Genomic DNA, 12,463 nt, shown 5'->3' on the forward strand with positions numbered 1-12,463 from the left:
TCTGGCGGCACTTTATCTTCTTAAAATTTAATCCAGGGCTTGTCCATATGGAATCCCAGTTTTCAGGAATGACTTTGAGAGAAAAAAAAACACCCACCTAAGTTGGTGGGCGTTTTTTTAGTATTAACTTTGATTATTTTAATTACTGCCGTATTTATCTCTATTCTTAATGAGGTCGATTTCATAATCTGCAGTTTTTTTCCAAACCCTGCTTTTCCCAGCGATTCCGAAATAGTTGATGGCTTCATTAAACTGCCCTAACTCCTTACATGCTTTACCAGCTTCGTACGCAGCAGGTGCATAATTCTTTTTATTATTCAAAGCCTCTATCGCCGCTGCTTTGGCCTTTGAATAGGCGCTTTTTTTGTTATAGGCCACGGCCAATCGATAATGAGGCCCTTCCCATCTTTTTTTCTTCGTAACAGCCAATGCATTTTCCAAAGCCATAACAGCCTGGTCCAGTTTCCCGAGTTCTATTAAACTGACGCCGAGGCTGTAGAAAGCTTTGTCGTATGCAGGGTTAATTTGAGTCGCTTTCTGAAAGCTTTCAGAAGCTTTTTTATAATTTTTCTTCTTGTTTTGATAGACTTCACCAAGCATATAGTGCATTTTCGCATCCTTTGGATCGTATTGGATCGCTTGATTGTAAACTGCAATGGCTTCATCTGGCTGGCTTAACTGGTTATAAGTCTTTCCCAACGCCAGGTAGGCACTTGAGTATGCAGGGTCATTATCAATTGCGGCCTGAAAAGCTGCCAATGCTTCTTTATATTTTCTTTGTTTCTTTAATGTCAGGCCTTTGCCGTAGTGAGCTTGAACAAAAGTCGAATCCAATGAAATTGCCTTGTTGTAATGCTTCAGCGCTTCAGGCAATTGACCGAGTTTGAGGGCACTATTTCCGTCATTACTGGCCCTCTTAACCGCATTTATTTTTTTCATGGCGTCTGCATCAGACATCAGTTGCTTATCGATCGCCTTAATCTCCGCTACAATCTTTTCCCTTTTTTGAATCAGGTCTTCGTATTCTTCTGCAGTGGGGCCGCTTTTGAGTTTAACATCTAGCTCAGTAACTTGTTTGAGCTTTGCTTGCTTTTGTTGATTCAAGTCCTGGCTCAAAATTGTTGCGGTGCTGAACAATAAAAACGTTAGCGTCAACACAAAACCGGTAGCGAATCTAACGGATAATCTCATAAATACCTCCAAATTTCTTAAAAGAACCATTAACAATTTAGAAACTCAACATAAATGAAAATCGAAAGAAAGTGCCGAAGGGGGGACTCGAACCCCCATGGGTTGCCCCACACGGCCCTCAACCGTGCGTGTCTACCAAATTCCACCACTTCGGCAATGTGACTAAACTTATTTTGCCGAATCCTGTCCAGCTGTTTCGGGCTGTTGTGATTCAATGGGCAGCAACTGTTGTGAATCTCCTATTGGCACAAACGGTAAATTGGCCGCAGGAACCGAACCTCTTTTTTGTTGTTCCCGGCCAACCAGGCTCTGGCTTTCACCGCCGCCTCGATTGAGAAAAGACAGAAGCAGCGCAATTCCTAAAAATCCAACAGCTAACCAGCCGGTTGTTTTGGTTAAAAAATTCCCGGCACCCCTACCTCCGAAGACGGCTCCAGCAGCGCCGCCGCCGCCAAAAGCGCCCGCAAGACCTCCCCCTTTACTCGACTGAAGAAGAATCACAAGAATCAACCCAAAACAAATTATTACAAATAAAAACATTAATAATGCAGTCATTTTATCCCTTTTCTATTTAGACACTTGCTGATGATTTAATTATTTCTGTGAAACTATCCGCATCGAGGCTTGCGCCACCGACCAGAGCCCCGTCAATATTTTCCTGGCTCATCAGCTCTGCCGCATTAGCCGGTTTCACACTTCCCCCGTATTGAATACGAATTTGATTTCCTAAACTTAGACTAAATAACCCGCCCAAAAGTTCACGAATAAATCTATGAACCTCTTCTGCCTGTTCCGGTGTTGCAGTTTCACCTGTTCCAATCGCCCAAACAGGTTCATAGGCAACTACGATATCGTTTGCAGCAGTTATTCCGACGCCGGAAAGCCCTTTTATAATCTGCTCTTCAACTACTTTCTCAGTAAGACCGTTTCGCCTTTCTTCAAGCGTTTCGCCCAGACAAAAAATTGGTATGAGCCCGCTTCCGAGAGCTTTTTTTACTTTTTGGTTGATCTCGCTGTTTTTTTCACCGAAGACGTGCCGCCGTTCGGAATGCCCGATTATCACATATTGACAACCGGCATCTAACAACATCTTTGCAGAAACTTCGCCGGTAAAAGCGCCTTCGTCTTGCCAGTACATATTCTGTCCGCCTAATTTTATATTAGACTCATTCAATATCCCGTTTACGGGCACCAAATCAGGAAACGGCGGGCAAATAACAACGTCGACATCCTCGACATTAATTAACTTAACTTTTAAAGCCTTAGCAACATGGATCGCCTCCCTGGGCGTTTTATACATTTTCCAGTTGCCGCCGACTATCGGTCTTCGTGTCTTCATGAACTACAAACTCTTGGAAATCAGATTTATCAGATCAAGGACCCGGTTGGAAAATCCCCACTCGTTATCATACCAGGACAAAACTTTGGCCATGTTACCTCCAATAACATTAGTTGAAAGTCCGTCAACAATTGATGAATGCGGATTCCCATTGAAGTCTTTGGAAACCAGAGGTTCCTCAGTATATTGCAGCACCCCTTTCAGCTCATTCTCGGAAGCATTTTTGAGCGCTGAATTTAATTCTTCTTTGGTCGTGTTTTTTTCCAGATAAAAAACAACATCGACCAATGAAACGTTTGGTGTAGGAACTCGAATGGCCATTCCATCTATTTTGCCTTTCAATTCCGGAATGACTTCCGAGACAGCTTTTGCGGCGCCCGTACTTGTAGGGATCATCGAAACGGCTGCGGCCCGGGCTCTTCGTAAATCCTTGTGCGGCAAATCTAAAATACTTTGATCATTTGTATATGAATGAATAGTGGTCATCAGGCCTTTTTCAATGCCAAAATTATCCATGACCACTTTGGCCACCGGAGTAAGACAGTTGGTAGTACAAGAGGCGTTTGAAATGATATGATGTGTATCCGGGTTGTAGTTGCCATGGTTGACGCCCATAACCACAGTTAAATCCGGATTTTTTGCCGGTGCAGTGATGACAACTTTTTTCGCGCCTGCATCTAAATGTTTAGACGCATGCTCACGCGCCGTAAAAAGGCCAGTAGACTCAATTGCGACATCAACACCTAAATCTTTCCACGGCAGCTCGGCCGGATTTCTGATTGCCAATACTTTTATCGGATTACCGTCAACGGTTATTTCATTGTCTCCGGCAATCACTTCGCCTTCATAAACGCCAAAATTAGAATCATACTTAAGTAAATGAGCCAGAGTATTTGCATCGGTTAGATCATTGACAGCGACAAATTCAATTTCACCTGCACCATGCTTTTTTGCAGCCCTGAATATATTGCGGCCGATTCTGCCAAATCCATTGATGCCAACTTTAACAGCCATGTTGAACTCTCCTTTTATTTATATGCCTATTGTTGACATGCCTACAGAAAAACTATTATGGCGAAAATTATTTAGGTTAGGGCAGACCCTATTTAGACCAAGCTACTTTGAGACATGAAAACGAATTGCTAAAATAGTGATTATTAAAAAAAATGTCAAGAAGAATTCCTTCCCAATAAATACAAAAATGTAGCTGAAGAATTACAAAGTGGCCGCCGCAGTTAATGCTAAAATCTTTGCAACTCCGGCACTGTCAAGTGATTCGGCACAAGCCCGCATGGTAGAGCCGGTAGTCAAAACATCGTCAACGAGAACTACTGTTTTTCCTTTTACTGCGGACGGATCGATGACTCTAAACGCATCTTTGACATTTTGCTGCCGCTCAAAAGCATTCAGCCTCGATTGTGGTTTGGTATACCGAATTCTATTCAATATTTTTTGATTGACAGGAATATTTGTTAGCTTAGAAATAGCTTGGGATAGCAGCAGGCTTTGGTTAAAACCCCGTTCTCGCAGCTTAGTTTTGTGGAGCGGCACAGGAATAATCATATCAGTCTCTAAGTAGTCTTTATCATGAGTCATTAAATCTGCCATCTCCCTGCCTACAAATTTTGCAAAAGATTTCTTGCCGAAAAATTTTATTTCATGAATGACCTGCTGCGCTGCGTCATTAAACTCCCAAACCGCTAGAAATTTGGTAATTTGAGACTCGGCAAAATCCAAATTAGCCTGGCTGCGTTTTTGGTTTTGAGTATTGTTAATTCTGGGCAAACTCTGCCAGCAGGTTTTGCAAATTAAGGTTAAACCGGGTTCCAGTCTGGTTTTGCAAATTATACAATAGGGTGGATAAATAAAATTTAAAACAGCGTCAGAGTATGGCTGTGCCCATTTATAAATCGGTACCAAGTTCATTTGAAATAGAGATTCATTTTTAAATTAACTTAGAGAAGTCTATTATAAATTTCAACTTAAATCAAAGTACAAACAACTCGCACAAAACATGTTTCCAATTTTAAATACTTAATTAAGAAAATTTACTTTGGAAAAAAACATAGCCCTCCGATAATGAAAATATAGGTAACAATATTACTTGGTAAACTTTTAATGCTGTCAAAACCTTACACAACTTTGCTACTCGCGGCATTGACTTTCTGTCGGTGTGCGGAGAACAGTCCAATCCCGACGGAGCCGACGTCGGGTGAGTTTACGCTGCTTACTTACAATGTGGCCGGACTCCCTCAAGGCATCTCGCCATCAAATCCGAAAAAAAACATTCCAATAATCAGTCCAAAATTAAACAAGTTTGACATTGCTTTGGTGCAGGAAGATTTTGTTTATCACAATGAGTTAAGTTCTAAAGCCAATCACCTTTACCAATCTCAGACTCAAATAGACTGTTCACCACACTTTATTACCGACGGATTAAACCGATTTTCTAAATTTCCATTCAGTGAATTATACCGGGAAGCCTGGGAAAACTGCTCAAATGATAAGGGCAACGATTGCCTGGCAGCAAAAGGATTCACTTTGGCAAAGACAGAAATCGTTCCGGGTATTTTTACTGATATTTACAATGTGCATCTTGATTCAGGGGGAAGTCCAAACGATACTGAAGCCAGACGGTCGCAGGTTGCTCAACTGCTGCGAACACTCAACGCCCGCTCTTTCGGAAATGCCGTGATAATTGCGGGAGACCTCAATCTAAACACTACAGACAGGCCGAACGACGTCAAAATTTTTGAAACCCTGCTTACAAGCGCCGGCCTAACCGATGTTTGCCGATTCCTGTCCTGCGGCACTGAGTTAGTTGATCGAGTGCTGTTTCGAAATGGTAATTATTTAGCTCTGAAAGCAATCTCGTGGGAATTGGACAAAAATTTTGTGGATGTGGTCGGTCAGCCTTTAAGCGACCACAATGCAGTCAGTGTTCGTTTTAAGTGGGAATTACTGAAGAAACAAATAGTTACTTCCTCTTCGCTCGAAGATAAAAGAATTAAAACCCGTTCCCATCGATAAAATTTTCTAGTTAAAAATCTTCTTATCCGTCGCGTGCGCTAAAGCTTCCTCTTTAGCAATGACTCCCTCCTCAACGTAATTCTTCAAAACCTGGTCTACCGTCTGCATGCCGAAAGCTGCCCCGGTTTGAATAGCCGAGTGAATCTGGTGGGTCTTCTCTTCGCGGATCAGGTTGCGCACCGCCGCGGTGGCAATCATAATTTCATGCACGCCAACCCGCCCCAGGCCATCTCTGGTGGGCAAAAGTCTTTGTGCTATGATTCCCTGCACTGCGTTCGCAAACATCGCGCGGATCTGTCTCTGCTGCTCGGGGGGGAAAACATCGACAATCCTGTTGACCGTCTCGGCAGCACTCAGAGTGTGCAAGGTCGCAAAAACCAGATGACCGGTCTCTGCGGCTGTAAGCGCCAGGGAAATGGTTTCCAAATCACGCATTTCACCGACAAGAATGACATCGGGATCTTCACGAAGAGCGCTCTTCAAAGCATTGGCAAACGAATGCGTATGTTCACCCAATTCCCGCTGGTTAATAAGACAATTCTTACTTTTGTGTACATATTCTATCGGATCTTCTATCGTTAGAATATGCTCCTGCCGATCTTCGTTGATCAAGTCGATCATGGCCGCCAGGGTTGTCGACTTGCCTGATCCGGTAGGCCCAGTCACCAGAATGATCCCATTTCTCTCACGGCAAAGCTGGTGAATGCCTTTTGGAGCTCTCAGCTCGCTCAGCGACCGAATTCGATCCGGAATGGTACGAAAAGCCGCAGCTTCCCCACGAAGTTGAAAAAAGAGGTTGGTTCTAAAACGAGCCACATTGGGAATGGCGTAGGCAAAATCCAACTCGAGATTTTCTTCTAATGTTTGACGCTGTTTTTCTGAAAGGATTTCAGCAATGACCGACCTCAAACCCGAGCTGGTAATTTCAGTGTTCTCAAGGCGCCGCAGAGTGCCGTGAATGCGTAAAATTGGCGGGTTGCCTGCACTTAGATGAATATCCGAGGCATCTTTTTGAACTGCAAAGTTTAGGAGTTTGTCGAGATCGGCCTTTCGCATATTCCTCTAGGATCCAGTCACCAACCTGGGTGTAATAAAAATCAGCAGGTCGGTCTGACTCTTCGTTTTACTTTTATGCCTGAACAAATTTCCGATTAAAGGAATGTCGCCCAGCAGCCAGACTTTACTTATTGTCTCAATCGTGTTTTCTCGTATTAAGCCGCCGATCACCATGGTCTCGTTGTTCTTCAAGTTGACGACTGTTTCAACCGAGCGTTTTGAAGTAATCGGCGCGCTGTTTCCCCCGGCGCTGACTTGCCCGATGACCTCCTCAATTTCAGGGTTCACAAACAAAGTAATCGTCCCATCATCACTGACGTGAGGGGTAACCCGCAAAGCGATGCTGACATCACGATATTGGAACGTGACCACATCCCCCTGGCCGCCAACCCCGCGGGTAATTTGCGGAATCGGAAACGTCGTTCCGACACTAATGAAAGCCTCTTGATTATCCATCGCCAGAATTCGTGGATTTGAAATCAGCTTCGAATTGGTATTGTTTTTTAAAAAATCGATGACTGCACCGTACTCATCAAACGTCAGGGTACCGTAATTAATGCCGCCGCCAGTTAAAGGAATTTCGGCACTTTGCCGTTGCGGCACTCCTGAAGGCAAAATAACCTCGCGAAAAATCTGGGCGTTGATAGTTTTTGACCAGTCGATTCCAAGTTTCTCATCACTCTGAGGTGAGATTTCAATTAATTTTGCCTCAATCATGATTTGCGGAGTCGGTACATCCAGAGCGGCTATCATGGCATTTAATTGCTGGATATTCTCAGGAGCATCCGTAACGATTAAGGTACTGCTGCGATTTTTTATTTTACCGCCTTTTCCATCTTCATCCGATGTTTGCTCCGCTTGGTAACTGTGATAATAAACCTGAATTTTGGCCAGAGGAGATAAAATCTGGGCAGCGGTGTTTTTTAAATTATTAGCATCGACGTATTTTAGTCGGTAAACCATTGTCTCTAATTCCGGTCCCTCGAACTTATCTCTTGGTTTCACCAAAATGACTTCATTCTTGACAATGTAGTCCATACCATTGGCCTTGACCACCAAATCCAAAGCCTCCCTAATGGTCACATTTGCAAGGCTAACCGTGATAGTTGCTTTTACATCTTGACTGGCTACAATATTTATATTGCCTTGTTTAGAAATCAGGCGAAGTACATTTGCAAGCTGGGCTCCCTTCACATCTAATGATATTCTCTCACTGCTATTTAAGGCAGGCGGCAGCAAGTAAGCAGATTTATCTCGTAAGCTCTTTGACTCCAGAAAAGCATTTCTATGCGAAAACGGCTTAGATTCTGAACTTTCAAATAATCCGGAAATCTCTGCCGGATAATTAAAAGATTCCGCCTCTGAGAAACCCGAGATGTCGGCAGATTCAGGCACATCCGGTTCGCTTAAATCAATGTAAAATAACCCCATGATGCTTTTCTTTATTTGATACTCTACCGCACCGGACAGAATAATAGATATTTTTGCAATCGCCGGCGTCTTCTTTAATTGCTCAACATGAATTTCTCTTACCAGGCCATTTCGATAAATAAAATCTGATTTTGAAAGATCCAGTTTTGCACTTTTCAAGTAAACTGTTAAAGTCGAGGAGGATTTGTCAAATTTGCCAATCGTGGTCACCGGTCCGTCGCACTGAACCAGAATGCGGTAAAAGCTCGCCATATTAAACAGCTCAATTTTCTGCAATTGATAAGTTTGCGCTTGACTTGAAGCAGTCAGCCCAAAATTAAAGGCAATCGCGATGAAACCAAGTAAAGCTTTTTTATAAATGTTCATCATTTTGCAAAACCAAAGTTATAACTTTGCTACCTTTTTTGCAGACAACCCGGTTCTTGTCAATATCCAGGATCTTCAAATCCCCGCTTCGTTCCCCTACTTTTAATACGGCATCTCCGATTAAAACATGAGCTTCATCACCTTTCCAGATAACCCCCCTGAGTACAAAATTGCTTGAGTCGTTGTCAGCTGAATCGACTTGCGCCAAACGAAAAGCTTCCCAAAACGGATCACGTCCCCAGGAGGTAAACTGCATCTGCTTGTTTGTTTTCTTAACTCGACGTGGCTTGCTTCTTTTCACGACATTCGAGGGTGTTCGCTCTACGACTACACTTTTGGCCTCGACTTTTTTTGCCGTTTCAACTTTAGGCTTCTCAGACTCTCCGCAAACAAACTGATTCAAAACAAAAAAAATCACAGCGCCGCCCGCGATTGCAACTAATCTTTTTTCCTTTTTCTTCAAAGGAGCCATTAAATTCTTGCCGCCTATCGTTTAAATTTCAGAGTTGGATTTATCATAAAGAAAAAGCACACCATCAAATAAAATCTCAACTTGAGGATGGATGTTGTCGTTATAAACAATCGTTACTTCTCCCAATGACATATAAAACGGCAGCTTATCTAAGGAGCTTAAAAACTTACCAAAGCTTTTGTAATAACCCTGGAGTTTAAAATGCACAGTCAACCTCAAAAGACCTGCATTTGCTTCCTGCTCCTTTTCTTTTGAATTGATCAAAGAAGGATAATCTGGAATAATTTGTTGAAACTTTAACCCGAATTTACTACCGCTATTTTTTATTTTCTTAATTGCAGCTGGCAAATCATGTTTGAAAATGATCTTCTCCTGAGTTAATTTGATGTCATTTTTGATGCTCTCTACCTGTTTTCCCAGGGCAATGACCTCAGCATTTGTCACCCGTATGCTTTTCACTTTAAAAATGAGATCTTGAGTTTCTTTCTTAACGGTCTCCAATCTTGAGGTTTTCGGTTGATAAAGAAAGAAAAACCAGCCAAGACAGAGAGCAATGAGAAGTGCGCTTGCAATAAGCGCGGTTTTCAAGGTTTCAGTCATTACACTATATTTCAAATTCTATTGAAAATTCGAGTCCCCCGTCTTCTCTGATTTTTTGGGATTTTAAATCGATTGCATAAAAATAGTCAGACTTCTCCAAATCCAATAAAAATTTTGCGAGATTAACCCCTTCCATCGAATTGTTCTCAAAAGCGACTCCGGTGATGCGGAGAATCTCCAGAGTTTGATATTTATCCTCGCTGCCTTCAATTTTGCGCGTGTCGTAGCTCATTTTAAACGAAGTGAGCGCTATGTTCCTCGGAACCAGTTGGCTGAATGCCTTTAAATGATTTACTGCGTTTAGATTAAGACCCAGCAGCATGTCAGCGTGCGACTGCCTCAACACATTCAGTTTTTTTAACTCACGCTGTAGAGATAGAAATTTCTCCCTTCGCGGTTTAACCCTATCATACTCTGTGCTGATTTCTATAAATTCCTGTTGGATTCTTTTAAATTGCTGGCCGACGTTTTGTGATAGCAACGCCATTAGCAAAATCATAATTGAGAACCCGTAACGAGCAACTCTTTTGAGATACTGAAAAGCGTGAGACCCCCTCAACTCCGCAGGCAGCAGATTAAACTCTTTTTGCCTATCCAGCGCAAGTCCAATCGGCACGGCAAATCTAGGTCCCATCTTGTGCCACTCGGGCTTTTGTTTCAACTTCTTGAAAGAGACAAATTTGAAAGGATTCAGCACTTCAATCTCCAGATTTAACTCCAGCGAGAGCCGGGAAATCATATTTTTCATCAAAGCGCCGCCGCCAGTCAAATAGAGGCATTCAAGAGCGTCGACCTCGAACTTCTCCTTAAAAAACTCAATCGTGCGTTGAATTTCGCTGACAAGTTTTTCCAGAACGGGTCCCATTAAAGCAGAGACTTCCTTTAGAGGAATTCCATCCTTCGTCGTGCCGTCTTCCGATTCATCCGGGAACCCGTACTTGCGTTTAATACTTTCAGCTCTTTTGGCATCCAGAGTGATTTCCGCTCCGCTCACAAAAATTGCTCCGGTCAAAGCCTCCGTAAAGTCGCCCGCACCGGTAGAAATTTGCCTGGCGAATTCTAGCAGACCATTTTTTATAAAGATGATGTGGCTGGAGTTCGCGCCAATATCGATCAATCCGAAACATTTCCGAGGTTCTTTTTTTAAAGTTTCCTTACACAAATTCCAAAGCGCGATCGGAACGGTGGAAACTTTTGAAGGAACGATTTGGGCATCTTCGAGCATCTCAATATGACTTGAAACCAAATCTTTTTGGGCGGCGACCACAAAAATATCCAGTTTCTCATCAGATTTATCTTTCTTGTCAATCTGTTTGTATGCAAATACAGTTGACTCAACCGGAAACGGCAAATCCTTGCGGCAAGCCCACGGCACAGCTTTCGCCAATTCCTTTTGTGCCGTCTTCGGCACTTTGATATTTTTAAATAAAACCTTAAGGCCATAAACAGCGGATGTAATCAATGTATTCTTGAACCGCCGGTTTTGTAAATTTTTCTGCAAAGTTTCGGACAAGAGCCGGTTTTTTTGACTGTCGTCCATCTCTGTTGGAGAGTCAGGAACTGGATAGCTGCCGAAGTTAATGCCTTGCAGTCCGCGAACCGTTTTCTTTAGCTGTGCATACTTAACAGAATGCATGCCAATATCAAGGCCGATCAAACTGCTGGTTTCGATCAAAGCGGAGAGCGGAATCGAGGTCTTTAATGCGCTTTGCTTTTTGGGTTTCGGTTTCGGCTGCGGCTTCTCCGCTTTTCGAAAAGGCTTGTCTTTCTGGGAAGCTTTCTGGGCAATAAAATCCTGCAGGACAGATTTCTTAGAAAGAACCAACGGAGCATCAACCTTCTGCACAATTGGCTTCTCGTCCTTTTCCGGCTTTACTTCACTCTGTTCCTCAAGTAAATTTTCTTGAATATCGGATTCATGTTTTGCATCCTCTGCCGCTTGTTCAGGCTCACTTTCAGGTTGTACTTCAGGTTCAATTAAAAAACTCAATGTTTCTTCCGCATTCTCTTCAGCAGAATCTTCTACCGTATTTTCTGGTGGCGTTTCGTCTTCATTGCCTGACAACTGGCTGTCGTCTAAATTCTCTTCAGCAGAATCTTCTACCGTATTTTCTGGTGGCGTTTCGTCTTCATTGCCTGACAATTGGCTGTCGTCTAAATTCTCTTCAGGCTCTTCCGAGGAAGGTTCTAAAATAAAAGGCTGCTCCTGGTGAGAACTTTGTTCGAGGGCTCCCAGAGGTTCTGAAAAATCAGCGGTTTCCTCACTTTCTTCAGAAACCGGCGGCTCTTCCTTAAACTCTGGCAAGATGAGAGCATCACTAATATCGAATTCTAACTCTTCTGGCTGTCCTTCCGTGGTTTGAGAGGTGGGTTCAATTACTTCTTGCCGGACCGGTCCTTCATCAGTCGCAGACTCTTCCTTTTCGGCTATTTCCTCAGAAAAAAGACCCGACTCCAAATCCGGCAGCCCTTCCTGTGGTTCAAAGTCATCGGAAGAAAGGTTGCCAGGCAACTCAAAGTTCTGATCTTCGGGTCGACCCTGACCAGGACGTTTCTTTTCATTGATTAGAAAGTCTATATCTGCTTTTTTGGGTTTCATAATCAAAATGACAATTCAAACGGATTGCCCGGCTATTTTGGCTGCGGGTGAGCGCTGGCTTATCAAGCACTAGAGGAATTCCAGAGGTCTCGTCGAAAGTGGCAACATAAAGAACGAATCCTTTGGCTTCGCTCAAGATGAGGGGAATTACTCTTCATAGTGAGCGAGTCTTGAATTACTCTTGCCTCAGGCTCTTTCGGCCAGGCCCCTAGCTGTGGATAGAAACTGGTTGAGCCAACAAATTCACCGGTCCGGTTTTTTATAATACTGAATATTCCTGAAAAATAACTTTTAAAAAATGGAACATTGGGTTCACATGTCACTGTGATTGCCAAATAACCTTATCTGGTATATCATTTAAGGTATCGGCAGGAAATCT

11 protein-coding genes and 1 tRNA gene are annotated in these 12,463 nt (G+C 43.0%); 1 reads left to right on the forward strand and 11 read right to left on the reverse strand.

Annotated features, from left to right (window positions below; genetic code table 11):
- Positions 1-138: 138 nt before the first annotated feature.
- From IH879_07270 to IH879_07295, 6 genes are all read right to left on the reverse strand, one after another.
- Complete coding sequence (locus IH879_07270; protein MCH7674736.1) at positions 139-1,191, reverse strand: tetratricopeptide repeat protein; 1,053 nt, start codon at positions 1,189-1,191, stop codon at positions 139-141.
- 72 nt (positions 1,192-1,263) lie between these two features.
- Positions 1,264-1,346, reverse strand: a tRNA-Leu gene (locus tag IH879_07275).
- 13 nt (positions 1,347-1,359) lie between these two features.
- Positions 1,360-1,746, reverse strand: coding sequence for a preprotein translocase subunit SecG (gene secG, locus IH879_07280; GenBank protein ID MCH7674737.1), 387 nt, complete (start codon positions 1,744-1,746; stop codon positions 1,360-1,362).
- A 16-nt stretch (positions 1,747-1,762) separates the two neighbouring features.
- Positions 1,763-2,530 carry a triose-phosphate isomerase gene (locus tag IH879_07285; protein MCH7674738.1) on the reverse strand — a complete coding sequence of 256 codons (768 nt, stop codon included), beginning with the start codon at positions 2,528-2,530 and terminating at the stop codon, positions 1,763-1,765.
- 3 nt (positions 2,531-2,533) lie between these two features.
- A complete protein-coding gene (gap, locus tag IH879_07290) occupies positions 2,534-3,544 on the reverse strand; it encodes a type I glyceraldehyde-3-phosphate dehydrogenase (GenBank protein ID MCH7674739.1) in 1,011 nt (336 codons plus the stop codon).
- Positions 3,545-3,745: 201 nt separating this feature from the next.
- On the reverse strand, positions 3,746-4,315 hold the full coding sequence (locus IH879_07295) for a ComF family protein (protein ID MCH7674740.1): 570 nt from the start codon (positions 4,313-4,315) through the stop codon (positions 3,746-3,748).
- Positions 4,316-4,648: 333 nt separating this feature from the next.
- Here IH879_07295 and IH879_07300 point away from each other — a divergent pair, with 333 nt between their 5' ends.
- Positions 4,649-5,560, forward strand: a complete 912-nt coding sequence (locus IH879_07300; GenBank protein MCH7674741.1) for a hypothetical protein — start codon at positions 4,649-4,651, stop codon at positions 5,558-5,560.
- Between the two features lie 6 nt (positions 5,561-5,566).
- On the opposite strand, the gene IH879_07305 is transcribed toward IH879_07300, so the two are convergent.
- From IH879_07305 to pilM, 5 genes are read right to left on the reverse strand one after another with little or no spacing between them, the layout of a single operon-like run.
- A complete protein-coding gene (locus IH879_07305) occupies positions 5,567-6,616 on the reverse strand; it encodes a type IV pilus twitching motility protein PilT (protein MCH7674742.1) in 1,050 nt (349 codons plus the stop codon).
- 6 nt (positions 6,617-6,622) lie between these two features.
- Complete coding sequence (locus tag IH879_07310) at positions 6,623-8,416, reverse strand: hypothetical protein (protein ID MCH7674743.1); 1,794 nt, start codon at positions 8,414-8,416, stop codon at positions 6,623-6,625.
- Complete coding sequence (locus IH879_07315; GenBank protein MCH7674744.1) at positions 8,400-8,885, reverse strand: hypothetical protein; 486 nt, start codon at positions 8,883-8,885, stop codon at positions 8,400-8,402. The genes IH879_07310 and IH879_07315 overlap by 17 nt, the downstream gene beginning before the upstream one ends.
- Positions 8,886-8,906: 21 nt before the next feature.
- On the reverse strand, positions 8,907-9,485 hold the full coding sequence (gene pilO, locus IH879_07320) for a type 4a pilus biogenesis protein PilO (protein ID MCH7674745.1): 579 nt from the start codon (positions 9,483-9,485) through the stop codon (positions 8,907-8,909).
- Between the two features lie 4 nt (positions 9,486-9,489).
- On the reverse strand, positions 9,490-12,084 hold the full coding sequence (gene pilM, locus IH879_07325) for a type IV pilus assembly protein PilM (protein MCH7674746.1): 2,595 nt from the start codon (positions 12,082-12,084) through the stop codon (positions 9,490-9,492).
- Positions 12,085-12,463 lie beyond the last annotated feature (379 nt).

This window comes from candidate division KSB1 bacterium (assembly GCA_022562085.1).
GTDB lineage: Bacteria > Zhuqueibacterota > Zhuqueibacteria > Oceanimicrobiales > Oceanimicrobiaceae > Oceanimicrobium.

Excerpts from the sequence above, each read along its gene's own strand:
- IH879_07270 (MCH7674736.1), bottom strand. The coding sequence starts at position 1,191 with ATGAGATTATCCGTTAGATTCGCTACCGGTTTTGTGTTGACGCTAACG.
- secG (MCH7674737.1), bottom strand. The coding sequence starts at position 1,746 with ATGACTGCATTATTAATGTTTTTATTTGTAATAATTTGTTTTGGGTTG.
- IH879_07285 (MCH7674738.1), bottom strand. The coding sequence starts at position 2,530 with ATGAAGACACGAAGACCGATAGTCGGCGGCAACTGGAAAATGTATAAA.
- gap (MCH7674739.1), bottom strand. The coding sequence starts at position 3,544 with ATGGCTGTTAAAGTTGGCATCAATGGATTTGGCAGAATCGGCCGCAAT.
- IH879_07300 (MCH7674741.1), top strand. The coding sequence starts at position 4,649 with ATGCTGTCAAAACCTTACACAACTTTGCTACTCGCGGCATTGACTTTC.
- IH879_07305 (MCH7674742.1), bottom strand. The coding sequence starts at position 6,616 with ATGCGAAAGGCCGATCTCGACAAACTCCTAAACTTTGCAGTTCAAAAA.
- IH879_07310 (MCH7674743.1), bottom strand. The coding sequence starts at position 8,416 with ATGATGAACATTTATAAAAAAGCTTTACTTGGTTTCATCGCGATTGCC.
- IH879_07315 (MCH7674744.1), bottom strand. The coding sequence starts at position 8,885 with ATGGCTCCTTTGAAGAAAAAGGAAAAAAGATTAGTTGCAATCGCGGGC.
- pilO (MCH7674745.1), bottom strand. The coding sequence starts at position 9,485 with ATGACTGAAACCTTGAAAACCGCGCTTATTGCAAGCGCACTTCTCATT.
- pilM (MCH7674746.1), bottom strand. The coding sequence starts at position 12,084 with ATGAAACCCAAAAAAGCAGATATAGACTTTCTAATCAATGAAAAGAAA.